We start from the raw sequence: 26425 nt of genomic DNA, 5'->3' as shown, positions 1-26425 counted from the left end.
GGCTCGAAAGTTGCACACGGCCGGCCGTGGAAACGGAGCGCGACGTGGGACTACTTAGCCCCATAGTAGTGGTATCAGCCGCGCGGAGTCAGCAGTGCCACCGTCTCCAGGTGGTGGGTGTGCGGATAAAGATCGAACCCGCGCAGCCCGGCAAGCTCCCAGCCCTCCTGCTGGAAGTAGCCCACGTCACGGGCGAACGACGCCGGATCGCAGGATACGTAGGCAATGGCCCGGGGTGCCGCGGCAACGAGTTGGCGCACCACGTCCTTGCCGGCGCCGGCGCGGGGCGGGTCAAGGACCAGGGCGTCGAAATTCCGCGGCTTCTGGCGCAGGACGCGTTCCACACGCCCCTGTTCGATCTCCACCTGCGGTGCTGCGTGCAGGTTTTTGCGGGCGTCGCGGCTGGAGCCGGTGGCGCCTTCGACGGACAGGACCGAGCCTGTCTCACCCACCGCGTCAGCCAGGACTGCGGTGAACAGCCCGGCCCCGGCGTACAGGTCAGCCACCACTGAGCCAGGCGCCAGGAAGCCCCCGCCGTGCAGGAATTCTGTGACAGCGCCCACAAGCGCTCCGGGCGCGTCGCGGTGGATCTGCCAGAAGCCTGCACCGGTGACCCGGTACTCGTGGCCGACGGCGGTTTCCTGGACCCAGGTGCGGCCCCGCAGCTGCTGGACTTCTTCGGTCTCCGGATCAAGCGCGGCGACGGACACGTCATCGGGAAGCTGGGCGGCGATCCGGCTCAGCCGTTTGGGTGTGGTTCCAGCACCCGGCGCCAGGAGCACCAGCGGGCGGGAGCCGTTGGCGGGTGCCGCGACTTCGACGCGTTCGATGCCCTGCAGGTCGATGTCCCAAAGGTTCAAGGCGTTGACGGCGTCCGTGGCCAGGGGCATCCCGCGGACGGGGACGATATGCGTGGAGCGGTGCGCGTGCATACCCAGCTTGCCGCCGGTGGTGACCGAGAAGCTGGCCCGAGTGCGCCACCCAAGGCCTGTCCCGCCGTCGGCCGCTTCACCTGCCGCTTCCACGGCTTCACCGGACCAGCCGGCCACGGGCCCGTTGATGCCAGCGAGCCGCTGCAGCTGTTCGTTGAGCACTTCCGCCTTGAGCCGGCGCTGCCGGGCCAGGGTGATGTGCCCGAACTCGGCTCCGCCCACGGGCGGGTGGCCGGCAGCCCAGGCCCGGCCGGAGTCGGCTGCGCGCCAGAAATGCTCCACCCGGTCCGGGGACGCCTCCAGCACCTCCACAACGTCGGCCCGCCAGAACTTGGCCTTCTCCCCCGCGTCCGTCAGCCGGACCCGGACTTTCTCGCCGGGGATGCCGTGCCGGACAAAAATGACCCGGCCCTGGTGCCGCGCGACACAGTGGCCGCCGTGCGCCACGGGGCCCACCTCGAGGATGAACTCCTCTCCGGCGTGCGCGCCGGAATCAGCGGGGGCGGGATGGGTGGAGGTCTTGCCGGTCATTACACGTCCTGGAGGTTCTTTGCTTCTTCGGATGATTTGAGCTGCCACGGCACGCTGGCCACCATGACCCCGGGCTCGAAGTGAAGGCGGGTCTTGATGCGCAGCGCTGTCTGGTTGTGCACCAGCTGCTCCCACCACTTTCCCACCACGTATTCGGGGATATAGACCACAATCAGGTCGCGCGGGGAATCCAGGCGCATCTGCTTGACATAGTCCATGATCGGGGTGACGGTTTCGCGGTAGGGGCTGGCGAGGACCGTGAGGGGAACTGGGATTTCGAGCTTTTCCCAGTCCGCCACGGTGTGTGCCGTTTCGCCGGGTTCAATGTCCACCGTAATCGCATCGAGCCGCGAGGGCCGCGAGGCGCGGGCGTAGGCCAGTGCGCGCAGGACGGGTTTGCGGACGTGGGAGACCAGCAGGACGGCGTGCACGCGGGTGGGCAGGGCGCGGGGCGAGGAGTCCTCGTCCACGGCCAGTTCCTTGGCCACGTTGTCGTAGTGGGCGCGGATGCTCCACATGATCAGGAACAGGACAAACATGGCCAGCAGGGCGATCCAGGCGCCCTGCTCGAACTTGGTGATCAGGACAATGACCAGCACCAGCGCCGTCATGCCGAAACCGATGCTGTTGATGGTGCGGGACTTCGCCATCCTGCGCCGGACGGCTTTGTCCTTGGCCAGTTTCAGTTCCCGGCCCCAGTGCCGGATCATGCCCAGCTGGCTGGCCGTGAAGGAAATGAACACCCCCACGATGTAGAGCTGGATCAGCTTGGTGACGTCGGCATTGAAGGCGATGATCAGCACCAGGGCGCCCGCGGCGAGGGCCAGGACGCCGTTGCTGAAGGCAAGCCGGTCGCCACGGGTCCGCAACTGGCGGGGCAGGTAGCCGTCCTGGGCCAGGATGGAACCCAGCACCGGGAAGCCGTTGAACGCGGTGTTGGAGGCGAAGACCAGGATAATGCCGGTGGCGGCCACCACGATGTAGAACGGGATCGAGCCGGGGCCGAAGATGGTCTGGGCGATCTGGCTGATGGCGGGGTTCTGGATGTAATTGTCCGGCAGTGGCAGGCCGTTGAGCAGGAATTCCGTGGCCGGGTCCAGCACGATGTGGACCTTGGTGGCCTGGGCCAGGTACATGATGCCGGCCAGCATGGACGCGCCGATCACGCCCAGCAAGAGAAGCGTGGTGGCCGCGTTTTTGCTTTTGGGCTTTTTGAAGTTGGGCACGCCGTTGCTGATGGCCTCCACGCCGGTCAGGGCGGCGGCACCCGAGGAGAAGGCCCGCAGGAGCAGGAAGGCGCCGGCGAGGCCCACCAGGCCTTCATCGAAGCCGGGGGCGGGCACGATCGTGAACGCCGCGGACGGCGCCTCGCCGAGCTGGCCGGTGGCCGCCTGGTAGACGCCGACGCCGGTCATGCCCAGGATCGAGGCCATAAAGATGTAGGTGGGCACGGCAAAGACGCTGCCCGCCTCCTTGATGCCGCGGAGGTTCACCAACGCAAGGATTACGACGCCGATGGTGGCGATGAGGGCTTGTTGCCCGTGCAGGGCGGGCACGGCCGTGGTCAGGTATGCGGCGGCCGAGGACATGGACACGGCCACGGTAAGCACGTAGTCCACCAGGAGTGCGGACGCGACGGTGAGCCCGGCGTACTTGCCCAGGTTTTCGTTGGCGATCTCGTAGTCGCCGCCGCCCGAGGGGTAGGCGTGCACGTTCTGCCGGTAGGAAGCCACCACCGTCAGCAGCACCACCATCACGGCCAGGCCCACCCACGGAGAGAAGGCCACCGCGCTGACCCCGGCCAGGGCCAGGGTGAGCAGGATTTCATCCGGCGCATAAGCCACGGAGGAGAGGGCGTCGGAGGCGAAGACCGGCAGTGCAATCCTTTTGGGAAGCAAGGTGTGGGCCAGGCGGTCGTTCCTGAAGGGCCGGCCCACCAGCACGCGTTTGACGGCGTTCAATATTGTCAGCACTCCACAAAGCTAGTCTGAATCAAGGGCTGTGTCATGGCGGCCCGGGGAAGGCGATTAACGGCGGCATGCCGGTAGAGTTCTAGCTGCACGGCCCGGGCTTGAATACAGAGGAGAATCGGTGGCGCATTTCGTGATCATGGGATGTGGCAGGGTGGGGGCGACGCTGGCGCACACGCTGGAGGACGCCGGCCATTCCGTCGCCATCATCGACCAGGACGACAGGGCCTTCCGCCGGCTCCGCCCGGGATTTACGGGCCGCAAGGTGACCGGCGTCGGATTCGACCGGGACACCATGAAGCAGGCCGGTGTTGACGACGCCTACGCCTTCGCTGCTGTCTCCAGCGGCGATAATTCGAACATCCTGGCCACGCGGGTGGCCCGGGAGACGTTCCATGTGCCGCATGTTGTGGCCCGGATCTACGATCCCGGCCGCGCGGAAATCTACCAGCGGCTGGGCATCCCCACCGTAGCTGCGGTCCGCTGGAGCGCGGACCAGGTCCTGCGCCGCATCCTCCCCGAACAGCACCTGGCCGGTGATTACCGTGAGCCGTCAGGGCGCCTGGTGCTCGCGGAGGTGGACCTCGACCCCGGGTGGATCGGGCACCGGATCAGCAGCATTGAACAGGCTACGTCCGTCCGGGTTGCGTACCTGACCCGCTTCGGGGAAGGCCTGCTGCCCGACGCCGGGACCGCCTACCAGGACGGCGATACCGTGCACGCCATGCTGCAGGTTGACCGCAGCGCCCAGGTCGCCCAGATCCTGGCCAAAGCCCCCGCCAAGGAGTTGCAGTGAAAGTGGTCATCGTCGGCGCTGGCAGCGTCGGATCCTCGATCGCCCGGGAGCTTTTGTCCCACAAGCATGAGATCCTGCTGATCGACCTGAAGCCCGAAGTGATTGGCCGCAGCGGCCTGCGGGGAGCGCGGTGGCTGGTGGGCGACGCCTGTGAGCTGAGCACACTGCAGAACGCCAAAATGGAGGACGCCGACGTGGTGGTGTCCGCCACCGGTGACGACAAGGTCAACCTGGTGGTCTCCCTGCTGGCCAAGACCGAGTTCGGCGTGGGCCGCACGGTGGGCCGGGTGAACAACCCCAAAAACGACTGGATGTTCAACGATTCCTGGGGTGTGGACGTGGCCGTCAACACCCCGCAGTTGATGACGGCGCTGGTCGAGGAAGCCGTGGAAATTGGCGACCTGGTGAGGCTGCTGACGCTCCAGACGGGGGTGTCCTCGATTGTTGAGTTCACCGTGCCGCACGACTCGCACGTGATCGGCCGGACGGTGGGCACCATTGAATGGCCGGAGGATTCCACCCTGGTGGCGATCCTGCGGGACCACGCCCCCATCACGCCCAGCCGCGACGATGTGATCGATGGCGGGGACGAGCTCTTTTTTGTCACCACCATCGCCGCCGAAGACGAACTGCGGGCCTTGCTGTCCGCAGAGTCGGCCGGCACGGAGCCAGCCGATGCTGATCCGGACGGAGCTGACCGGACCGGCACTGATCGGACCGGCACTGATCGGACCGGCGCTGATCGGACCGGCGCCACGGGTCAGCATGCGCCGGAGGACGGGTTCGACGGGTAGCCCAGCGGGTTATTGCGGTGGGGTTGGGATGCCTGCTGTTTGCCTGCTAGGGCTGCAGCCCTTCAGCCTGCCCGTCCTTCGTGTTTCCGGCAGTTGCCTCGCTTGACCCTGCGGGCCGGGTGACCAGCCAGGCGATCCACACGCCCAGGATGTAGAGTGGCGCACCCATAATGAGGCGGGTAGTGGCCAGGGCGGCAAGGCCGTCCGGGCCCATCAGGTACAGCGGGACCTGGACCAGGAGCCGGAGGGCCAGGACAGCCACGATGATCCAGGTCCCCAGCCGGTAGGCCTTGAGCCGGACCGGGTCTTTGCGCCAGTCCAGTCCTTCATTACGGATAAACCCGAAAAGAAGTCCGGCCACGGGCCATTTGATGATGATGGAGAGGACCATCGCCAGGACGTACGCGGCGTTGGTGATGAGCCCGGGCAGGTAGAAGTCTTCGGCTTTGCCGGTGCTGTTGGCGAGCCAGGCGGAGATGCCTACGCCCACCACACCGGCCAGGGCCTGGGTGAGCGGCTTGCGCTGGACCAGGCGAACCAAGGTGAACACCGCTGCCGTGCCCAGTGCTGCCACGAGCGACGGGGTGAGGTCCCGGGTGATGGTGAACGCGATCAGGAACACAAGTCCCGGCGCGATGCTTTCGGCGATGCCCTGGATGCCGCCAGCGCTGCGCAGCACGTCCACCTGGCCAGTGTGGGTCCGGTGCAGACCTGCCTTGGCCGCGTATTCGGCGGCAAGTGCGGAGGTTGGCGTTGTGGTGTCCCGTGCGTTTGAGGCCGGGCCGTTGTCCCGGCCCGACGCTTCGGCTTCGGCGATGCCGGACTCGCTGGCGGCGCCGGGTTCGCCCAAGGCGCCGGGTTCGCCCAAGGCGCCGGGGCCTTCCGGGGTGGAGGACGGTTCGTGCTGGGGCGCGGTCATTCGTTCTCCTGGTGGGAAAGTATCTCGTAACGAGGATTGAAGATCGTTGGCAGGCCTTCGCTCCGGGAGAGCATTCCTTCGAGGCGAAGTTCAGTGCCTGCTTCGATGCCTGGGACACGCCGCCGGCCCAGCCAGACCACGCGGAGCCGGGCCCGGCGGCCGGCTGTGGCGGTACTGCCGGGGCGGGGCGGTTCGGCGTCCGACATGATGGCGGTGAACGCCGCGGTCCGGTCGGCCGGGAAATAAGTGACGGACTCTATCCGGCCCCGGCAGAGGACCCGGCCCTTCGCCGGTAGTTGGCTGAGCGGGACGGGAACGCCGGCGGCCGGGACTCCGCCCTGCTCCGGATCAGCCAATCTGAGTGGTTTCGGGACCGCGTTCGGGCTCTTCGAGGACAGGTCCACCGGCGGGTGTGGGGCTGGCGGCAGCATCCTTGGGCAGGCGCAGCTGCAGCAGGTCGCGGGGAGGCATAGGAACGTCGCCGCGGATCACTACCACTTGGCGGAACAATGACTCGAGGGCTTCGGCAGCCGGACGTTCCAACGCTGCCGGGCCGCCCAGCACGCCACGCAGGAACCAGCGGGGACCGTCGACGCCGATGAAGCGCGCCACCCGGTAGCCCTGGCTGCCATCGGGGAGTCCGGCGGGGAGCTTGGCAACCAATTCGGTGCCGAATGATCCTTCAACTTCCTCAACCTGGCCGCCCTGCGAACCGACCGACTGGCCGATCTGGCCGCGGATCTCGTCCCAGAGTTCCTCGGTCTTGGGTGCAGCGAACGCCTGCAACTGAAGGCTTGAACCGTTGAGGTCAAGGGTCACGGCCACAACGCGCTGTGTGGCTTCCTCCACCTCGAGCCGCAACTGGAGGCCCTCGCTCGGGGCGACCAGGAGAGCGCCGAGGTCGATGTAACCGTCCTGGCTGCTGATCTCCGATTCGTCGAACGGTCCTGTGGCGCTCCGCTCCGTACTCTCCGCCTTGGCTTCCGCAGCTTCTGCGGTGTCCAGCGAATCGTCCGGTTCGGCTGCCTTTTCCTTATTGGCTTTCCTGCCGAGCCCAAAGACCATGGGGTTCTCCTTTGTAGTAGCTGTTCCGGTCCGGCCCGAGGGGGTCCCGCCGTCGTTCTGTGCTGCTCCAGCAGCAGCGCGGTGCAGGAGCCGGAAACTAGGCGCTGGGGAGGCCGAAGCCTCCTGTGGATCCGAACCCGCCGGTGCCCCGGGCGGATCCGGTCAATTCGTTGACCGGGACGAACTGCGCGTATTCAACGCGCTGAATGACCATCTGGGCAATTCTATCGCCGCGTTTGAGTTCGATCGCGTTACTGGTGTCGGTATTGAGGAGGGTCACGGAAATTTCGCCGCGGTACCCGGCGTCCACTGTCCCCGGGGCGTTGACGATTGTCAGGCCGTGCTTGGTGGCCAGCCCGGAACGGGGGTGGATCAGGGCGACGAAACCGGCCGGGAGGGCAATGGCCACACCGGTTGGCACAAGCCTTCGCTCACCCGGCTGCAGGGTTACGTCCTCGCGGGCCCGAAGGTCTGCTCCGGCATCGCCCGGGTGTGCGTACGACGGCGGTTCAAGTCCGGAATCAAGCATTTTCAGTTGCACCTGGAGAGTGGGAGCCGTTGCGGCTGCGTCCGTCTCTGCGGTGGCTTGTTCGGGCAGGGCATCAGTTGTGGCGGGTTGATCAGTCACAGTCACACACTCTAACCCCCGTCGCCAGCACCGGCCTAGGCGGCGGGGACGCCTGCCGACACGGATCTGCTGAGTCTTGGCCCGCCGTCGGACGCCTTGCTTCCTGTTGCCGGTCTGCCAAGGTGAAATAGGCAGGCAAAGGTGGAAAGCTGGGCACATGCCCGAATCAAGCACGCCCACTCCTGTTCCCAGTACTCCGACTCCCGGGACTTCCATCATCTACCGGGAGAAGCTCTGGCCGAACGTGTGGATCTGGATCATCTCGGCGGGCATTGCCGGCGCGGGAATCCTGGTGTTTGCACCCATCAGCGCTGGTGCCGGCTACACGGCGGCGGCAGTGCTGTTTGTGATCATCGCGGCACTGCTTATCTTGTCCACCCCCACCATTGTGGTGACTGGGGATTCGGTGACGGTGGGACGTGCCACCATCGAACGCCGCTTCGTTGGTTCCGTGGAGGCCTTCCGGGCCCGCGAGGCGACGGCGGAGCGCGGCACCCGGCTCAACGGCCTGACGTACCTGTGCATCCGCGGCTGGATTGATCCCGTGGTGAAGATCGAGATCACCGATCCCGCCGACCGGACACCGTTTTGGCTGACCTCCAGCCGCCGGCCGGACGAACTGGTTGCGGCACTGACCCGGAACTGAAGTTCCCACGCCGCCTGAATTACTGCAGAAAACGCCGGAAATTTGCGGCGCGCCCTGCCACTTGAACCGATTCCGCCCTGCCGGATGGCAGAGTTTCGTTTGATAGTAATGCCAGGGTGGAGGATTTGTATGCAGGATCTACGGCTTGTAGGCGTACACGACGACGGGACTCACCTCCTGTTGAGCGGGGCCGGCGGCGAGATGTTCCAGCTGCCGATCGATGAAGCGCTGAGGACAGCAAGCAGGGCCACGGCAAAGCCGAAGGCTGACGTGCCGGCCATTCCCATGTCCCCGCGGGACATCCAGGCGCGGATCCGCGCCGGTGCCACGGCGGCGGACGTGGCGGAGCTTTCAGGGCTGCCGTTGGCCAAGGTTGAGCGCTACGAGGGCCCGGTCCTCGCGGAACGTGACTACGTTGCCCAGCAGGCCCGCAAGGTGGAAGTTGCCACCCCCTCCCCCGGCCACGACATTTACCGCTCTGCTTTTGGGGACAACCCGGCAACGCTCGCCGACATGGTGGCCCACCGGCTCTCAGCCCACGGCATTAGTGCCTCCACCGTTGAATGGGACTCCTGGCGCCGCCAGGACGGCCTGTGGACGGTTTCGGCCGCGTTCGAAACCGAAAACGGCGCCACCGCCGGGATCGGTGAGGAACCGCCCGCCCTGTGGACGTTCAACCCGGGCCGCAAAACCCTGCTGAACGCCAACCGGTGGGCCCAGCAACTCAGTGAGCTTGAGCCCTTGGACGGGCCCGTTCCGGCACGTCGCCTTTCCGCCGTCTCGGACCGGCCCTTTGATTTCGAAACCGATGCAGACGCCGCAGCCGCCGGCGCTGCCTCTGTCGCTGCCGGCACCGATCCTGACGGAATCCTCGATATGCTCCGCTCCCGTCGCGGGCAGCGGCTGGGTGTGGACGAGCAGTCCGATGACGCCCTGGCCCTGCTCCTCACACACGGAGTCCCGGCCGCCCACCCGCGGCCTTCAGAGGACATCCCGGAGCCGGAACCAGCCGAAGACGAATCCACGGATGACGCAGTCGAAACGCCGGCCGCTCAGGATGGCCAGCCCGGCCAGGGCGATTCGTTCGTCAAGCGCCGGGAACCCCGGCCGTCCATGCTGTCACGGCTCAGCCTCATCCCGCCGCACCGGGACTCCCAAGACGACGACGCTCTCCGGCTCCATGATGGGGTGAGCACGGCGACACGTGAAGTCACCATTGTTGCTTCGCCGCAGAAATCCGGCAACGAGCAGGCGCCCGCAGTTGGATCGTCAGGCACGGCAGGACTCAACGAACTCCTGGGTGGCAACCCGCGTCGGTCTGCACCCCGGAACGAGGACGCTTCCGGCTCTGGCCAGGGACCGGACTCCGAGACTCCAGAACGGCAGCCAGCGCGGCCCAAGCGTTCCAGCGTCCCTTCGTGGGATGAAATCGTCTTCGGTACGCGGGGCGACTAGCTTCACCTGACGCCACGGGCAACTGCCCGTGGCGTTGTTGGTTCGGGCATGCGAAGCGTTGGCGCGCAGCGGTTCTCGGCTGCTGGCTACTGATTACTGACCCGGGATATGGCGAAACTGGCCAGCGGTCATCACCTTGCGGTCAGACTTCACCTGACGGGCGACGCTGAGGCCAGCAGATACGTCACCCATTCCTTGGGCGGATCGCCAACGGATGGTTCAGGACATGCCGGGAGTTGGTCCCAACGCGGATCGTCCGGGCGGAGTTCTTGGACGGTGACAAAGTCCTCATCGTCGGGTTCCCTCCCCAGCGACTCATAGCCTGGCGGAGTTGGATACGGCGGCAAGGTCAAGTGCACGTCGTCTGTGGATTCATCGAAGGCATCCGCCGGTACATTTCCAAGTTCGGGATTCTCGTCGCGGCAGTTCAGGCTGCCCAACCAAGCTTCGTAAGCATTTAGTTCCGCGTGCACCAACTGCACCTGACGTCCGGGCTCATCAGCACCCAACGGGTCTTCACGAATGAGTTCCTGGTCCTGGAGATCCCAATCATCGGCGCCCCGTTCACTTGACTCCTGGTCGTCACGCTTCGCGCCCATGGGTGGTGTGGGGTGTTGTTGGGTCCAGGTGGTGGGCCAGGTGGGTGGTTCGTGGTCGGGGTGTTCGGCGGGGTAGTAGCGGCCGGTGGGTGAGAGCCAGCCGGGTGGGTGGTTTTTGGTGGCGGTGGTGGGGGTCCAGGTGGTGTTGTGTTTGAGGTGGTGGTGTTTGGGGCAGAGTTGGTTGAGGTTGTTGATGCCGGTGGTGCCGCCGTGGTGCCAGGGGTGGATGTGGTCGGCGTCGTTGTCGAGGGTGTTGTTGTTGCATCCGGGGAAGGTGCATTTGGCGTCGCGGAGTCGGAGCCAGTGGCGCATGGCGGGGGTGAGGCGGTAGTTTTTGCGGCCGATTTCCAGCGGTGCGCCGTCGCGGGGGTCGATCAGGACGCGGTGGAAGGAATCTGCGCCGTTGGCGATGAGGTCCCTGGCCATGGAGGGTGGGATGGGGCCGTAGCCGTCGAGGATCGCGGGTTCCTCGGTGGCTCCGAGGAGGGCCATGACCGGGACGGTGATCAGGACCTGCGCCCTGGGTACCGGAACATCACCCCACGCCCTTGCCGAGGTAAACGGCGCACCCGAACCCGAACCCGAACCGGAATCCGGGCCTGATCCTGAATCCGAACCTGAATCCGGGCCTGATCCTGAATTCGAGCCGGAGTCCGGGCTGGTGGTGGAACCGGCGGCTCCTGAACCAGTGGCAGCATCGGAACCGGTGCTGGAGCCGGCGGCTCCCACGGTGGTGGCTGCGGGACCGGTGACTGCATCTGAACCGGCGTTGACTTCGGCGGCTACCACATTGGTGGGTGCGGGACCGGTGACTGCATCTGAACCGGTGTTGGAGCCGGCGGCTCCCACGTTGGTGGCTGCGGGACTGGTGACTGCGGTGCTGGTGGTGGGTTTGTGTTGTGTGGGGGTGAGTCCGGCGGTGAGGAGGGCTTCGACGAGGTTATCGGCGCGGCGTTGGGGCAGGGTGCGGGTCTCGTGGGGGCCTTGCTGTCCGCGGGAGATCGCGGTGAGCCGGTTGTGGATCGCTTCGGCGGAGGCGGCGGGGAGGCAGGCGCTGAGCCAGGCCATTCCGTCCCGGGCCGGGGTGAACTCGACCCTGCGGTCCGCGGCCGACCGGACGTGGCGTTCCTCAATGGATTCGGGGTGGTGGCGTTCGCGCCAGGAACGCACCTTGGCCCGTAACCGTCCCGGGACCAGGCCCGCCGCCACACACCGCCCGGCCAGGACACTGCCGACGGCCGGATCGGGGGCAGGCGTCAGGAGCGGGTCTGCCGGGTCAGCGCCTGCAGGATCAGCCACATCGATCGGGTCCGGGAGTGCAGGATCGGGGAGGGTGGGATCCGGGAGTGTGGGGGTGAGGAAGTGGGTTTCGAGGGCGGTGGTCCCGGCGTGGGGCAGGCCGGTGCATTCGTCGGTGAGGACCCGGGCGTGCTGGTAGGTGATTTCCCCGGCGGCCAGTGCCGCGAGCGTCAGCGGCTGGGTGGCGGCAAGCTGGTAGCTGGTGCTGACCAGGTCCGCCGCGGCGCCGGCCCCGAGACCAAGGATCCCGCCGACCTCAGCGATCAGGGAGATTTCCCGGGCCCGTTGATGCTGGTTCGAGATCCCCGGCGGGGTCAGGGCCTCTTCAATCCCCACATACTCAGCAACAGTCAACGCCTTGACCGCCGCGAGCCCGGCCTCAACGCGTCGCACCACGCCCAGGCGCTGTAACCGGTTTTCCTTGGCCCGCTCCAGCAGGTCCTCCCCGGACCAATCATCCTCCAACGCAACATCCGCGACCCCGGCCAAAGCCTTCAAGTCCGTCAACGCGCTCAACGCCGCATCGATCACAACGCCCACCGCGTCAGAAGCACCCACCCCACCAGAACCGGAAACAGCAGGCGGATTCGGGTCCCTGCCGTCCGTTTCTGGAGCTTCGTTGCCGTCCATAACCCCAGCATAGGAAGGGGGTACGACAATCGATCCGGCCACGAAAACATCCCCAGAAAGAACCCCGGGAGCAGCCGGACCAGAGTCCCTGCCGTCCGTGCCTGGAGCTTCGTCGCCGTCCATAAAACCAGCATATGCAGGGGGTACGACAATTTGGCCGGAGGCAGGAACGGCCCGCGAATCAAGCCTGTCACCAGCGCCAACATCAGCCCCAGGAGCAGCCGGATCCGGGTCCCTGGTGTCCGTGCCTGGCGTCTTTTTGCCGTCCAGAAACCCCAGTATAGGGACGGGGTACAACAACGGAGTCTGACATTAAAAGCAGGCCAGTCCACGCCGGCCACGCCCACTCCGTCGGGTTTCAGGCCCGGACGGCTGGAAATCCCGGAGCCAACGCCCACGGACACGGCGGCTGCACCGTACACCGGCCACATCGGCGCAAGGATCGATTTGCCTCAGCCCATGCTGCCGGAGGACAAACCGGGCTCAGCCCCGCCGGCTGCCCTTCCCGGCGGCAGTGAAACAAAGCAGCGGGACCTCCCGCTCGGCCTTGGTCAACGACCCGTGCTGGCCCACCACTTCCATGGCGGCGGGCCGGACCCGCCGCAGGTCGTACAGAGCCAGGGCGTCCCGGGCAGCGATCATCACGTCCCCGATCCGGCCTTCGACGGCGGGCCGGGTGGCCCCGAACAGCCCGGCTGCAAGTGCTTCCTCGCGCGTGAAGGCCCAGATCCGGTCGCCGAAGCGCGCCCGCCATGCCGCCAATAGACGTTCACGGACAGCCATATAGTCCGAAGCCGCCCCATCCAGGTACAGGTGCACCATCCGCGGCTCCCCCGCCGTGTGCCGGACGCCCTCAACCAGGCCGGGCTCGGCGGAAAAGTCGAGCCGCTGGCTTTCGGGAACATCCAGCATGCCGTGGTCAGCGGTCAGCAGGATGGTGGTCCCCGCCGGCAGCGACGCGTTGAGCCGCTTTATGGTCGCATCCAGCTCCTCGAGCTGGTGCTCCCACTGCGCCGACTGGCAGCCGTGCCGGTGCCCCGCCTTGTCGAGTTCGTTCAGGTAGTAGTACATCAGCGACGGGCCCGGCACTGCCATGGCCTCAGCGGCCGCCGAGGTACGCGCATGCGGCGTGGTGGCCGAGACGAAGCGTCCGCCGCGAAGGGCAGCCCTGGTCATCGGGGAATCGGAAAACTGCGGCAGGCTGACGGTGGTGACGTTTACTGAAGCGGCAGCCCGTTCCAGGACCGTGGGGAACGGCTGCCAGGCGTTCGGGTCCACACCGGGATCCCAGTTACCCAGGAGGTTGACCACCTTGTCCTGGTCCGGGTCGAGCACGTCATAGCCCACCATGCCGTGCTGCCCCGGCGGCAGGCCGGTGCCGAAACTAGCCAGCGCGGCCGCCGTCGTGGACGGAAAAGTGGAGTCGAGCCAGACCGGAACGTTGCCCTGCCCCGCCTGCATAACGGAACGCAGGAACGGGGTGTGCGCGGCCTTCTGCTTGAGCAGGTTGCGGCCCAGCCCGTCCGCCAGGACCACGCAGACGCGGGACGCGGCAGGCAGGTTCAGCGTATTCGTAAAGCCGCCGACGCCGATACTCGCCGCGGCGCTGGTCAGGACCTCGGCGAGGGAACGGCTGCCGTAGGCGGGCGCCGGGGGAACGTCCGGGTTTCCGGCAGCCGGAATGACGTCGGTTTGGGTATCCGGCATCTCAGCGCTGCTGGTGCCCGCGGCTCAGGCGGTTTCCGAAGACGCCGGCGCGGGGCCGGGGCGGCAGTGACTGGATGTGTGCCACCGGCGCCGTGGAACCGGTGTTCACGGCCCGCAGGGCACGAGCAAAGAGTTTGGCGTCCTGGACAGCCTGCAGGCCGTCCGCCTCCGCGCTGATCCGGAGCACAATGTCCTCCTGGGCAATGGTGCCGGTGTAGCCGTGGTCGGCCTCGCATTGCGGATCCCCGCAGCTGGCGGGACCCATGTCCAAACGCTGGCCGCCGGACCAGGCGATGGAGAGGGTCAGTTCCCGGACCGGGTCCGAGGGCTTGTAATCCTGCGGCTGCGCGTACATGTAGCTGAGGACCACGGAGCGGATCTGGGCCACGGGAACGGATTCGGTGGAAATCTGGGCCACGATCTGCTCACCGGCCTCGTCAAGCTGCTGGTCGTCCACGTGGGTGATGACCAGCATGTCGGCCGTCAGGACCAGGACGGTGATGTGGCGCCGGACCTCGGCCCGGTCGAAGTGCGTCTCGAGGTGCACCAGGTGCGCCACGCAGTCCCGCCCGTCCAGGGCATCATCCACCACGTCGGCCACCAGCAGCGGGTAGAAGCCGGCCTTCTGGAGGGCTGCTTCGAGGCTTTGGCCCTCTGGACCGTGGCTGTGTGAGCTGTGATGGCGGACTGCCTGGTTTTCGTTGCCGGGCGTTTCAGGCGCCGAAGCGGGAGGCTGGAAGCTCATTGGTCCATTTTCACAGATCGGCCGGTCACTTGCTAACCGCCTCAGCCCAGCATGGCCCGCCGGGCGCTGTCCGTGCGGCGTGCGGCGTTGCCGATCCGGACGTCGGCAGCCAGGATGGTGGCCCCCGCAGTTCCGCACAGCACCGGGTTGAACTCCACCAGGGCAACGCCGGGATGGTTGTCCTTCAGCCAGGCCAGCCGGGCCGCCAGATCCTCCAAAGCCGCAACGTCCACCGCCGGCAGTCCCTGGTAACCGAACAGCTTCCGGGCCGCCCTTGGCGCACGGATGAACTCTGTTACGTCGGCCGCGGAAAGCGGCGGGACCCGATGCGCCCAGTCGTCGAGCAGGTTCACCGCGTCTCCGGCCAGCCCAAAGGAAATCACCGGCCCCAGCAGCGGGTCCTCAATGGCCCGGAAGGTGCAGGCCTGGCCCACCGGCGCCATGCTCTGCACTTCCAGGGCAGGATCGCCATACGCGGAAAGAGCCCTGCGCATCTGCACCAGGTTTTGCCGCAGCGACTCCGCGTCCTCAATCCCCAGCCGCACCCCGCCCAGGTCAAGCCGTTGGCGCAGCGAGGGTTCGGTGGTTTTCAGTGCCACCGGCCAGCCGAGGGCATCTGCCGCTTCGATGGCTTCGGCCGCCGAATCAAAACCGAAGGACGGCAGGACCGTGATCCCGTAATGCCCCAGCAGCGATGCAGCTGCGGCAGGGTCCAGCGTCTTGAGCTGCTCCCCCGGAACATCCCGGAGCAGGACCTCCAGTTCAGCGGCTGCCCGGCGGGGATCGCAGCCCTCGGGTTCAACAAAGTGCCCGTGGTCCTTGGACACCCACTCCGAATACCGGGCCACGGCCGCGAGCGCGGCCACAGCGGCGCCTGGATTGGAGAAACACGGGACGGCCAGCCCGTCAGCCCCCACCATGCCCTCCACCTGGACGGAGGCGTCCAGGATTCCGGTGAAGGCAGCCACCACGGGTTTACCGGCTGCGGCTGAGCACTCACCCAGGACCCCGGCGATGGCGTCCACCGTCAGCCCGCGGGCAGGCAGGAGCGCGGCAACAACGCCGTGGACCCCGTCGGAAGCGAGAGCAGCCAACAACGCAGCCCGGAGCGCGGGCAGCGCAACCGACTGGCCTGCGTCGAGGTCCACGTCCGTTACCAGCGCTGCCACGTCCAGCCCGTGGGCTTCGGCACTGTCTGCAACCACCTTGCCCAGCGCCATGGAGTTGCTGAAGATGGCCAGTCCCGGACCGGCGGGCATCGGCTGCCCTGACACCACCTGCGCCACGTCCACAAGTTCCTCGATGGTCTCCACCCGGATCACCCCGGACTGCCGGAGCATGGCATCGAGCGCACCGGCGGGCGCCTGGGTGGTGCGGACGGTGTGCCCGGGCGGCAGCCTGAGCCCCATGGCGTCCGACTTGGCCACGATGACGGGTTTATTGCGCGCCAGCCGCCGGGCGATGCGCGAGAATTTGCGCGGGTTGCCGATCGACTCCAGGTACAGGCCCACGGCGGAGGTGTCGGCGTCGTCCTCCCAGTACTGCATCATGTCGTTACCGGAGACGTCCGCCCTGTTCCCTGCGGAAAGGAAGGTGGACAGGCCCAGCCGGCGCCGGCTGGACGCGGCGTAGAGGCCGACGCCGATCGCCGCGGACTGGCTGAACAGTCCCAGGCCGCCGCGGAGCGCCAGGGCCGGGGCCATGGAGGCGTTCAACGAGACCGTGGGGTGCGTGTTCACAATGCCCAGCGACGCCGGACCGATCACCCGCATGCCGCTGGCCCGTGCCTGGCGCACCAGGTTCCGTTGCCGCAGGAGGCCGCGTTCGCCGTCGTCCGCGAATCCTGCCGACGCGACCACCAGGCCCTTCACTCCGGCCGCGGCGCATTCGGCAACCACCGCCGGTACTTCCTCGTACGGGACGGCGATCACCGCCAGCTGCACCGGTCCGGGGATTTCGGACAGCTTCCCGAAGGACAGCATGCCCGCCAGTTCCAGGGCTTCCGGGTTGATGGCGTAGACCGGCCCCGCAAACCCGCCTTCAACGATGTGCTCGAGGAGCTGGTAGCCCACCGTTCCCCATTTGCGGCTGGCCCCGATCACGGCAATGGACGACGGCGTCAGCAGGTCCTGGACGCTCCTGGCCTCGGCGCGGTGCTCGCGTGCCTCCATAACGCCCCGGGACCGTTCCGTGGGGTCGATGTCGAACCCGAGGCTGACGACGCCGTCGTCGAAATGCCGTTTGACGTCGTACCCGGCGTCGGAGAACACCATCAGCATCTTGCGGTTCTCCGGGAGGACTTCCGCGCTGAAGCGCCTGATCCCGTTCTCGTTGGCCGCAGCCGCCAGGTGTTCGAGCAGGATGGAACCGATTCCCCGGCCCTGGTGCGCATCGGAGATATTGAACGCCACCTCCGCATCGGAAGGATCATCCAGCCGGTCGTAGCGGCCGATCCCGACGATTTCGTTGCTGATGGTGATGACAAAAGCCACCCGGTCCCGGTAATCCACTTCGGTGAAGCGTTTGAGTTCCTTGCTGGACAGCCTGGCCTTGAACGCGAAGAACCGCATGTAAATTGAGTCGCGGGACTGGCCGGTGTGGAAGGTCTGGACGGCGTCGGCGTCGGACGGGTGGATGGGCCGCAGGTGCGCCGTCCCGCCGTCCCGCAGGACGACATCGGCTTCCCAATGTTCCGGATATTCGCCGTCCCCGGGCTGATCCACCATAGGCTTAGCCTAGCCAAAATCTTCCGCAGCACACCCGATTGCCGCAAGTAACCCCAAAGGATGCACCAACCCCATGGCCCGCCGCCAAAGTTCCACCCCTGCAGTGGAGGACAACTCCCCCTATACGGAAAACATCGTTGACATCGATGTCACCTCCGAAATGGAGGGATCGTTCCTCGAGTACGCCTACTCGGTGATCTACTCGCGGGCCCTCCCGGATGCCCGGGACGGGCTCAAGCCGGTGCAGCGGCGCATCCTCTACATGATGAGCGACATGGGCCTGCGCCCGGACCGCGGCCACGTCAAGAGCGCCCGCGTGGTGGGCGAGGTGATGGGCAAGCTGCACCCGCACGGCGACACTGCCATCTACGACGCCATGGTCCGGATGGCGCAGGACTTCTCGCTCCGGCTGCCGCTGATTGACGGGCACGGCAACTTCGGCTCGCTCGACGACGGCCCGGCAGCTCCGCGGTACACCGAGGCGAGGCTCGCGGCGGCGGCCCTCACCCTCACCAACCACCTCGACGAAGACGTGGTGGACTTTGTCCCCAACTACGACAACCAGCTCACCCAGCCGGAAGTGCTCCCCGCGGCGTTCCCCAACCTCCTGGTCAACGGGGCCACCGGCATTGCCGTGGGCATGGCCACCAACATGGCCCCGCACAACCTGGTGGAGGTCATCGCGGCAGCCCGGCACCTGATCGCGAACCCGGACGCCACGCTGGATGAGATCATGCGGTTTGTGCCCGGCCCGGACCTGCCCAGCGGCGGCCGGATCGTGGGCCTGGACGGCATCCGGGACGCCTACGCCACCGGCCGCGGCTCCTTCAAGACCCGGGCCAAAGTGGAAGTGGAGCAGCTTTCCGCCCGCCGCACCGGCCTGGTGGTCACGGAGCTGCCGTACATGGTGGGCCCGGAAAAAGTCATCGAAAAGATTAAGGACGCCGTCAACGCCAAGAAGCTGACGGGCATCAGCGACATCGTTGACCTGACGGACCGCAAGCACGGCCTGCGCCTGGTCATCGAGCTGAAGAACGGCTTCAACCCCAGCGCCGTCCTGCAGCAGCTGTACCGCTACTCGCCGATGGAGGATTCCTTCGGCATCAACAACGTCACCCTGGTGGACGGCCAGCCGCAGACGCTGGGCCTGGTCCCGCTGCTCACTGTCTACGTGAACCACCGGATCGACGTGGTACGCCGCCGGACGGTGTTCCGGCTGGGCAAAAAGAAGGACCGCCTGCACCTGGTGGAGGGCCTCCTCATCGCCATTGTGGATATTGACGAGGTCATCCAGATCATCCGCTCCTCGGATGAGGCCGCGGCCGCCCGGACCCGGCTGATGTCCATCTACGACCTTTCCGAGATCCAGGCCAACTACATCCTGGAACTGCGCCTGCGCCAGCTCACCAAGTACTCCCGCATCGAGCTGGAAAAGGAACAGGACGAGCTGCGCCGCGAAATCGCCGGACTCGAAGCCATCCTCGCCTCCGAGGAGCGGCTCCGGACCCTGGTTTCCGATGAGCTGGCAGAGATCGCCGAGCAGCACGGAACGCCCCGCCGCACGGTGCTGCTCGAATCCGAGGCCGTGTCCCCCACCGTCGCCAAGGAACTGGCCGCCGTCGCCGGCAAGGGCAAGGCCGCTCCCTTGGCCCTCGAAATCGCGGACGATCCCTGCTGGGCCATTCTCACCGCGTCCGGCCAGATCGCCCGGACCAGCAACCAGGAACCCCTGGCCGAGGCCGGTCCCCGCGCCAAGCACGACGTGTTCGCCTCCGTGGTGAAGACCTCGGCCCGCGGCGAAATCGCCGCCATCACCTCCCAGGGCCGCATGCTGCGCCTCCAGGTGATGGACATGCCGGTGCTGCCGCCGATGTCCGGCCTGCCCAACCTGGCCGGCGGTGTGCCCGCCAAGGACTTCATCACGCTCCTGAAGGGTGAGGCGCTGGTGGCTTTCGCGCCCCTAGACGAGGTGCTGGCCATCGGCACGGTCCAGGGTGTGGTCAAGCGCGTCCAGCCGGACTACCCGCTGAACCGGGAGGACTGGGAAATCATCGCGCTCAAGGACAAGGACACCGTGGTGGGCGTGGCGCCTGCCGGAACGGACGACGTCGACCTGGTCTTCCTGACGCAGCAGGCCCAGTTGCTGCGGTTCGCCTCAGCCGTGGTCCGGCCGCAGGGCCGCACCGCCGGCGGCATGGCGGGCATCAAACTGGCCGCCGGCGACAAGGTGCTGTTCTTCGGTGCGGTACAGCCCGGCGATGCGGCTGCCGTGGTGGTGACGATCGCGGGCACCACCGGCGCGCTGCCCGGCACAGCGCCGGGCAGCGCCAAGGTCACGGCGTTTGCCGAATACCCGGCGAAGGGCCGCGCCACCGCGGGTGTGCGGGCACACCGGTTCCTGAAGGGTGAGGACACCATGCTGATGGCGTGGGCGGGCCATGGTCCGGCCAAGGCGTCGTCCCTGGCCGGCGTGGCCAGGTCGCTGCCGCAGGAACATGGCCGGCGGGACGGCTCCGGCATCCCGCTGTCCCAGGCCGTGGACGCGATCGGACCTGCCATGGCCTGGGAAGCTCCAGGCGATGAAGCGAAAGCCGGAGCGGACAGCTGATGTGCTGCGGCTGTTGGGCCCCGGGAGCCCGGCGGCCCGGTGGCCACTGCCCAGCCGGCTCAGGCTTCGCGCGTCCAGTTGTAGGGCGTGGTGGTGGAGACCTTGAGCAGCCCGTAGCGTTCCAGGATGGGGCGTGAGTACCCGGTTGAATCGCTGTGGATCAAGGTCTTGCCCAGCCGCAGCGCGGACCGGGCCCGTTCCGCCGTGAGCGCCCGGTAAATGCCCCGGCCCCGCCAGGCGGCCAGGGTGGCTCCGCCCCAGATCCCGGCGAAGTCGGTTCCCGCCACGGGTTCCAGCCGGCCGGCGCTGACAAAGCTGCCCTGGTGTTCGGCAGCCCACAGTTCCGTCCCGTCGCGGCATTCCAGCCTGCGCAGCAGGTCCTCTGCCCGCACGGCGGAGACTTCACCGTCGAAGGCGATGTCCTGCAAGGCGCTGACGGCCCGGACGTCTGCCGGCGCCGTGATCCTGCGCAGCTGGACGCCGGGAGGCAGGGTGACGTCGGCCACCAGGTCTGTGGCCGCACCAATCATGATGGATTCGGGGTCGTCCGGCACAAACCCCTGCTCCAGCAGGGCGCTGTGCAGGCCGGGTGCGGCGTCGTGGGCTCGGGTCTTCCATTCCACCGCGTCCACGCGGGGGTCCGCCCGGAAATGGGCCAAGGCCAGGTCCACCCAATCGGCGATGCGGGCTGCCCCTGCCCCACCCAGGTCCGCGTACGTGACGAACCCGCGGCCGCCGTCGAACGTTGCCAGGCAGAGAGGCCCGAGCGGCGTGACGGACAGGGCGCCGGCCACTTCCGCGTCCGTGCGCAATTGCGAATCATAGGCAGCCAGGAAGGCCGCGGCAGTTGAAGCGTGCGATGCGGCCATCACTGCAGCCTCCGGCCGGACGCCAGCAGCCAGCTTCCCATGTATATTCCCATCATCCCCCGGATCTGCGTCCCGGCAGCCAGCGCTGTTATACCGCCCAGCCAGCCGAAAACCCCAGCCTACCCGGGCTGTCCCCGCCGTGCCCGGACCGGTTCCGGGCGTTCCGTGACGCGTTGGTGGACACGGGCGGCAGCAGGACAGCTCTCCGCTTAGACTGCTCCCATGCCTATCGTTCCTGATGAAAAGGACTGGACCTGGGTCCTGTCCCGGCCGTGTCCCGAGTGCACCTTCGATTTCGCATCCACCACCCCCGCCACCGTCCCCGGCAGCATCGAAAGCATGCTGCCCCGCTGGCGGGCGGTGCTGCGCCGTCCCGACGCCACAGAACGTCCCAACGAAACGACCTGGTCCGCCCTGGAGTACGCCTGCCACGTGCGCGACGTCTTCTCCGTCTTTGAGCAGCGGCTTGGCCTGATGATGGGCTCTGATGACCCCCTGTTCGCGAATTGGGACCAGGACCAGAGCGCCATCGACAGCGACTACGCCAACGCTGATCCCGCAGTGGTCAGCGCCGAACTCACCGCTGAAGGCCGGCAGGTGGCGGATGCCTTCGCTGCTGTCCGCGAATCCGACTGGGACCGCACCGGAACCCGAAGCAACGGCTCCAAGTTCACGGTACTGACCCTCTCGCAGTACTTCCTGCACGACGTGGTCCACCACCTCCACGACGTGGACGGCTAGCCCCCCGGCTTAATCCGCCCAGCGCCTGCCGGCACCAGCGCCGCCTCGTCACGTTGCCGGGATAGCTCCAGCCGGGCATCGTCCGGGGAAATGTCGGCGGGGTCGTGCGTCACCAGCACCACCGTGCGCCCGGCCAGTCCCGCCCGGAGGTCTGCCAGCATGGCAGCGCCCGATTCGGCGTCCAGGTGCGCGGTGGGTTCGTCCAGCAGGATGACCTCAGCCCCGGTCATCAGCGTCCTGGCCACGGCCAGCCGCTGGCGTTCGCCACCGCTGAGGAAGGCTCCCCCGGGCCCGATCCGGGTGTCCAGCCCGGCAGGAAGCCGTTCCAGGAGCCGGGCGAGGCCAACCGAGTGGATCACGGCCTCCAGGTCTTGGTCGACGGCCCGGTCCCGTTGTTCCGGAGCCTGCGAGCCGGTGCGGCCCAGGAGCAGGTTGCCGCGGATGGTGGAGTCGAACAGGTGGGCCTCCTGCGGGCACCAGGCCACCCGGCCGGTGACCCGGACACTGCCTGCCACTGCGGGCAGGAAGCCGAGCAATACGGACAGCAGCGTGGACTTTCCCGAGCCCGACGGTCCTGTCACGGCCAGCCAGCGGCCGGGGCCTGCGGTGACGGAGAGGCCGGCAAACACCGGTGCGCCGCCGGGCCAGGCTGCTGCCAGGTTGGCCAGCTCCACTCCGGGGACACCACCCTCGCGGGCAGGGACTCTGAGGAGGCCGTCCGCATCGTCGGGGGCACTGCCCGGCGCCCCGGCAGCCAGCGCACCGGACTCCCCCACGCGCCGCAGCACGGAACGCAGGGCCGGGTACTGGCGGACCGCCGTCGTCATGGCCGCATACGGTTCCACCAGCGCCAGCAGGAGCAGGATCACGACGGCGGCAACTTCCGGCGCGAGGCTTCCCGCCAGGACCGCCGGCGCCGCCAGCCACGCCGTGGCCAGCGCGGCGGCGCAGCAGCCGGCCGTGGTGATGGCGTGGCCCAGGCCCTCCGCCCAAGCCGAGCGCTGGGCGGCCGCCGTGGCATCCCGGTCCTGCCCGCGCAGCGCGGCCAGGACGCGGGGTGCCACGCCATTGGCGTGCAGTTCCGCCCGGGCATCCAATGCCGCCGAAATACGGCGCAGCACCCCGGAGCGCAGGAGCTGCTCGGTGGTGGCGGATTTCCGGTCACCCCACAGTGCAACCGCCGGCGCCAGCACCAGGCCGACCACAGCCACCGCCGCAACCGCCGGCAGCGCGGCAGGAACCGTCAGGCCGGTGGTAACCAGCGCCAGCACGCACACCGCAACTGCTGTGACTGGAGGCAGGACCACGCGGGGCAGGAGGTCCCGGATGGTGTCGACGTCGTCAATCACCGTGCCCAGGACGTTCCCGCCCTGCAGCAGGCGCCGCAGGGACAGGGCACGGCGGCTCAGTGATTCCCAGAGCCGGCCGCGCAGGCGGGTGAGTGCGGCAAAGACGGCGTCGTGCAGCAGCAGCCGCTCCCAGTACCTGAGCACCGCCCGGCCGATCCCAAAGAACCGCACACCCACGATGGCCGTGAGCAGATAAAGGATGGGGGGCTGTTCGCTGGCCCGGATGATCAGCCAGCCGGACAGACCGGAGAGGGCCACGGCGAAGACGGCCGCCAGGGTGCCCACCACTGCTGCGGCGGCGGATTTGCCCTGCACGGGGCGGAGCAGGCCTGCCAGGAGCCGGGACGCGCCCTGCGATTCTGGATCGTGTGTGGCTGACGACGCCGGTGGAGCATTAGGTGAATCGGCCGTGGACCCTGCAGCAGATGTCCCGGACTGTGCCGCGGCAGGCAGGGCGGTGGCGGTGTGGTTCCGGGCAGCGGGCAGTCCTACTGCCGCGCCGCCCGCCCTGCCGGCAGCAATCATGCCCGCAGCAGTCACGCCTCCCGCAGCTGTAACTCCCTCAGGTCCAACAGGTACCAGCTGGTCCGCGAGCGCCCTGGTGCGTTCTTCGTGGGCAACCAGGATCACTGTGACGCGGCCGCGGAGCCCGGCGATGGCGTCCTCGACCGCAAGGGCAGAGGTTTCGTCGAGGTGTGCGGTGGGTTCGTCCAGGAGGAGCAAGGTGGCGCCGGCCTCGATGCGGGCCAGCCCGCGGGCCAGGGCCACCCGGCGGAGTTCGCCCGGGCTCAGCTCGGCCGGGTGCTTATCGGCCAGGTGGCCTGCGGCGGCCCGGTCCAGGCAGTCCCGGGCTATCCGGACCATGGGCGCCGTTTCCCGGCCGGTCTGCGCCTGGTGGGCCTGGTCGGGCCCTGCCTGATCGGGCCCTGCCTGATCGGGCCCTGCCTGATCGGGTCGGGTCTGCTCCCCGGCGCCCTGATCGGGCCGTGTGTGCTGGATCTGATCGGCCCCGAGGTAGAGCAGCACCTCGTCGAGGACGGTCTCTGCCACCATCACGGGGTGCTGCGGCACCCAGGCCACCGCACTGCGGTCCAGGCCGGTGAGGCTGCCGGTGATGGTGGTTCCGGCACCGGCTCCCACCGTTCCTGCCAGGACGCCGAGCACAGTGCTCTTGCCGCTACCGCTGGCGCCGTCCAGGGCCGTGATCCGGCCTTGCGGGACTGCGAACGTCAGGGGCCCCACCGCGGGCCGGTTCCGGCCGCTGTACGTGACGGCCAGCGCGTCAACGATCAGTGGAGGGGTCCGTGCAGGGGTCCGTGCAGCTGCCGCCAGCGCGTCAGCGGTGCGCCCCCCAGCGGAGGCGGCGTCGCCGTTGAGGCTTGTGCCAGGCTGACCGGCGGGTGCGGGCGTCGGGGCCAGCGGCGCGGGCTCGGGGGCGTCCATGACTTTGGTTGTTTCCGCCAGTGCCACGCGGCCGTCGTCGCTGGCGTGGTGGGCGGTGCCCAGTTCCCGCAGGGGAAGGTAGCAGTCCGGGGCCAGGATCAGGGCCAGGAGGCCTGCTTCCAGCGGCATGCCACCATGGACCAGCCGGACACCGATAAAGACTGCCACCACGGCCACCGAAATGGTGGCGATCAGTTCCAGGGCCAGCGCCGACAGGAACGCGGTGCGCAAGGTCCCCATGGTTTTGAAACGGTACTCCTCCGAGATGTCCTCGAGGGCCTGGCGCTGGGCTGTGGCGCGGCCCAGCCCCACCAGTACCGGCAGCCCCTTGGCCAGTTCCAGCATGTGTGCGGACAGCCGCGTCAGGGACGACTGCGCCTCCCGGACGTTGTCCTCGGTGTACCGGCCAATCAGGACCATAAAGAGCGGCACCAGCGGCACGGTCAGGACAATCACCACGGCGCTGACCCAGTCCGCGAAGAGGATGCGGGCACCCAACAGCAGCGGAAGGGCAGCGCAGTTCACCAGGGCCGGCAGGAACTGCGTGTAGTAGCTGTCCAGGGCATCCAGGCCCCGGGTGGCCAGGACGGCGAGGCCACCGTCCGCCGGTCCGCTGGTGCGCGTGCCGTTGCGGAGTGCATGCGCCAGGAGCCCGGCCCGGAGTTCCTCCTTGATGCCCAGTGCGGCCCGTCGGGCAGCCACCGCCTGTGCCCAGACTGTCAGGGAGCGGAGGACCACCCCGGCCAGGCCGGGCAGCAGTTGGCTGGCCCAGTCCGGGTTTCCAATCGCAAGGCCGGCAAGCATGGATGCCACCGCCTGGCCCATGAAGACCAGTGCGAGGGCTTTCAGGGCAGCAAGGACGCCCAGGACGTAAATGGCGCTGCGGGTGGCGGGACCCGACGGGAAACTGGGCCGCATCTCAGCCCTTGGTGGTGAAGGCACGGGCAGCGATTGCCGGCAGGAAGCTATGGGCTGTAGGGATGTGGTCGGCACTCACCCGGCGGCGGAACACCCAGTAGGTCCAGGCCTGGTAGGCGATCACCAAGGGCAGTCCCACGGCGGCCACAATACTCATCAGGCCCAGGGTGTAGTCCGAGGAGGACGCGTTGGAAATGGTCAGGTCGAAGGCGCTGTCCAGGGTGGACGGCAGCACCACGGGGAACACGGCACCGAAAATGGATGTGGTGCCCAGGACCAGGAACAGCCCCATGGCAGCAAACGACTTGCCTTCGGCGCCGCGCCGGGCAAACAGCCAGGCGGCGCAGGCGGCGGCAACTGCCAGCAGCACGGCGGCCCAGGTCCAGGCCTTGCCGTCCAGGACCTGGACGCTCACGGCCCAGGCGGCGATGGGCAGCAGCAGGACCGGGAGCAGCCGGACGAACCACTGCCGCGCGCGGTGCCGGATGTCGCCGTCGGTCTTCAGGGCAAGGAAGGCAAGGGCGTGCAGCAGGGCGAACCCCACTACGGCCAGGCCGCCCAGAATGGCGTAGCCGCTGAACCAGGCCATCGGCCCGCCCACCCGGTCGCCGTTGGCATTCAGCGGGAGCCCCGTGGTGGTCAGTGCCAGGGCTGCCCCCACTCCGAAGGCGGCGAAGAACGAGCCCAGCGCGATGGCCCAGTCCCAGCGCCACCGCCAGGAGTCCGTGTCCACCTTGCCCCGGTATTCGAAGGCCACGGCCCGGAAGATGAGCGCCAGCAGCACCACGAGGAGGGGAAGGTACAGGGCGGAGAACAGCGAGGCGTACCAGAGCGGGAACGCCGCGAACGTGGCACCGGCGGCGGTCAGCAGCCACACCTCGTTGCCGTCCCAGACGGGGCCAACGGTGTTCAGGAGTACACGGCGTTCGGTGTTGTTGCGGGCGAACAGCTTCATCAGCATGCCAACCCCGAGGTCGAAGCCTTCGAGGAAGAGGTAGCCGGTCCAGAGGACGGCGATGGCGATGAACCAGATGGTGGGGAGCAGTTCCATGTCT

19 protein-coding genes are annotated in these 26425 nt (G+C 67.8%); 6 read left to right on the top strand and 13 right to left on the bottom strand.

The genetic code is table 11. The annotated features are described in order from the left end of the window. Positions 1-74: 74 nt before the first annotated feature. Together ACRB8A_RS07800 and ACRB8A_RS07795 are read right to left on the bottom strand one after the other, a co-directional pair. Positions 75-1463 carry a class I SAM-dependent RNA methyltransferase gene (locus ACRB8A_RS07800; RefSeq protein ID WP_056599776.1) on the bottom strand — a complete coding sequence of 463 codons (1389 nt, stop codon included), beginning with the start codon at positions 1461-1463 and terminating at the stop codon, positions 75-77. Then, on the bottom strand, positions 1463-3436 hold the full coding sequence (locus ACRB8A_RS07795; protein ID WP_056599778.1) for an APC family permease: 1974 nt from the start codon (positions 3434-3436) through the stop codon (positions 1463-1465). Before ACRB8A_RS07795 ends, ACRB8A_RS07800 begins: the two co-directional genes overlap by 1 nt. 118 nt (positions 3437-3554) lie before the next feature. Between ACRB8A_RS07795 and ACRB8A_RS07790 the strand changes: the two genes are divergently transcribed. Next, a complete protein-coding gene (locus tag ACRB8A_RS07790; protein ID WP_056599779.1) occupies positions 3555-4229 on the top strand; it encodes a potassium channel family protein in 675 nt (224 codons plus the stop codon). Further along, complete coding sequence (locus ACRB8A_RS07785) at positions 4226-5023, top strand: potassium channel family protein (RefSeq protein ID WP_235504732.1); 798 nt, start codon at positions 4226-4228, stop codon at positions 5021-5023. The genes ACRB8A_RS07790 and ACRB8A_RS07785 overlap by 4 nt, the downstream gene beginning before the upstream one ends. A 46-nt stretch (positions 5024-5069) precedes the next feature. Here the strand turns inward: ACRB8A_RS07785 and ACRB8A_RS07780 are convergent, their stop codons facing one another. The 4 genes from ACRB8A_RS07780 to dut all read right to left on the bottom strand — a co-directional run bounded on the left by ACRB8A_RS07780 (position 5070) and on the right by dut (position 7635). After that, complete coding sequence (locus tag ACRB8A_RS07780) at positions 5070-5942, bottom strand: DUF3159 domain-containing protein (RefSeq protein WP_432245918.1); 873 nt, start codon at positions 5940-5942, stop codon at positions 5070-5072. After that, entirely contained in the window at positions 5939-6298 is a 360-nt protein-coding gene (locus tag ACRB8A_RS07775; protein WP_050687989.1) for an OB-fold nucleic acid binding domain-containing protein, read from the bottom strand. The genes ACRB8A_RS07780 and ACRB8A_RS07775 overlap by 4 nt, the downstream gene beginning before the upstream one ends. After that, entirely contained in the window at positions 6291-7007 is a 717-nt protein-coding gene (locus ACRB8A_RS07770; RefSeq protein WP_050687990.1) for a DUF3710 domain-containing protein, read from the bottom strand. Before ACRB8A_RS07770 ends, ACRB8A_RS07775 begins: the two co-directional genes overlap by 8 nt. A gap of 97 nt (positions 7008-7104) precedes the next feature. Beyond that, positions 7105-7635, bottom strand: coding sequence for a dUTP diphosphatase (dut, locus tag ACRB8A_RS07765; protein ID WP_050687991.1), 531 nt, complete (start codon positions 7633-7635; stop codon positions 7105-7107). 157 nt (positions 7636-7792) lie between these two features. Here dut and ACRB8A_RS07760 point away from each other — a divergent pair, with 157 nt between their 5' ends. Together ACRB8A_RS07760 and sepH are read left to right on the top strand one after the other, a co-directional pair. Further along, positions 7793-8281, top strand: coding sequence for a DUF3093 domain-containing protein (locus tag ACRB8A_RS07760; RefSeq protein ID WP_050687992.1), 489 nt, complete (start codon positions 7793-7795; stop codon positions 8279-8281). Positions 8282-8410: 129 nt separating this feature from the next. Further along, entirely contained in the window at positions 8411-9736 is a 1326-nt protein-coding gene (gene sepH, locus ACRB8A_RS07755; RefSeq protein WP_432245917.1) for a septation protein SepH, read from the top strand. Between the two features lie 149 nt (positions 9737-9885). Here sepH and ACRB8A_RS07750 read toward each other — a convergent pair whose 3' ends face one another. The 4 genes from ACRB8A_RS07750 to ACRB8A_RS07735 all read right to left on the bottom strand — a co-directional run bounded on the left by ACRB8A_RS07750 (position 9886) and on the right by ACRB8A_RS07735 (position 17442). Further along, entirely contained in the window at positions 9886-12264 is a 2379-nt protein-coding gene (locus tag ACRB8A_RS07750) for a DUF222 domain-containing protein (RefSeq protein WP_432245916.1), read from the bottom strand. A gap of 483 nt (positions 12265-12747) precedes the next feature. Then, on the bottom strand, positions 12748-13971 hold the full coding sequence (locus ACRB8A_RS07745; RefSeq protein ID WP_432245915.1) for an alkaline phosphatase family protein: 1224 nt from the start codon (positions 13969-13971) through the stop codon (positions 12748-12750). Between the two features lies 1 nt (position 13972). Next, positions 13973-14716, bottom strand: a complete 744-nt coding sequence (locus tag ACRB8A_RS07740) for a DUF5998 family protein (protein WP_050685738.1) — start codon at positions 14714-14716, stop codon at positions 13973-13975. Positions 14717-14757: 41 nt separating this feature from the next. Continuing rightward, positions 14758-17442 (bottom strand): bifunctional GNAT family N-acetyltransferase/acetate--CoA ligase family protein, encoded by a 2685-nt coding sequence (locus tag ACRB8A_RS07735; RefSeq protein ID WP_285241834.1) that lies wholly within the window; start codon positions 17440-17442, stop codon positions 14758-14760. A gap of 73 nt (positions 17443-17515) precedes the next feature. On the opposite strand from ACRB8A_RS07735, the gene ACRB8A_RS07730 reads away from it, so the two are divergent. Next, on the top strand, positions 17516-20050 hold the full coding sequence (locus ACRB8A_RS07730) for a DNA gyrase/topoisomerase IV subunit A (protein ID WP_432245914.1): 2535 nt from the start codon (positions 17516-17518) through the stop codon (positions 20048-20050). A 59-nt stretch (positions 20051-20109) separates the two neighbouring features. Here the strand turns inward: ACRB8A_RS07730 and ACRB8A_RS07725 are convergent, their stop codons facing one another. Next, positions 20110-20919: a GNAT family N-acetyltransferase gene (locus ACRB8A_RS07725; RefSeq protein WP_432245913.1), complete on the bottom strand. Its 810-nt coding sequence runs from the start codon at positions 20917-20919 to the stop codon at positions 20110-20112. Between the two features lie 222 nt (positions 20920-21141). On the opposite strand from ACRB8A_RS07725, the gene ACRB8A_RS07720 reads away from it, so the two are divergent. Beyond that, positions 21142-21660: a DinB family protein gene (locus ACRB8A_RS07720; protein WP_050685734.1), complete on the top strand. Its 519-nt coding sequence runs from the start codon at positions 21142-21144 to the stop codon at positions 21658-21660. Here the strand turns inward: ACRB8A_RS07720 and cydC are convergent. Both cydC and cydB read right to left on the bottom strand, forming a co-directional pair. Beyond that, positions 21657-25370 carry a thiol reductant ABC exporter subunit CydC gene (gene cydC, locus ACRB8A_RS07715; protein WP_432245912.1) on the bottom strand — a complete coding sequence of 1238 codons (3714 nt, stop codon included), beginning with the start codon at positions 25368-25370 and terminating at the stop codon, positions 21657-21659. The genes ACRB8A_RS07720 and cydC overlap by 4 nt on opposite strands. A gap of 1 nt (position 25371) precedes the next feature. Continuing rightward, positions 25372-26421: a cytochrome d ubiquinol oxidase subunit II gene (cydB, locus tag ACRB8A_RS07710; RefSeq protein WP_285241831.1), complete on the bottom strand. Its 1050-nt coding sequence runs from the start codon at positions 26419-26421 to the stop codon at positions 25372-25374. Positions 26422-26425 lie beyond the last annotated feature (4 nt).

The sequence above is a fragment of the Arthrobacter sp. G.S.26 genome (assembly GCF_050847375.1).
Lineage (GTDB): Bacteria > Actinomycetota > Actinomycetes > Actinomycetales > Micrococcaceae > Arthrobacter.
Note: the sequence above shows the minus strand (reverse complement) of the source record. Positions and strands in the feature narration are given on the sequence as shown.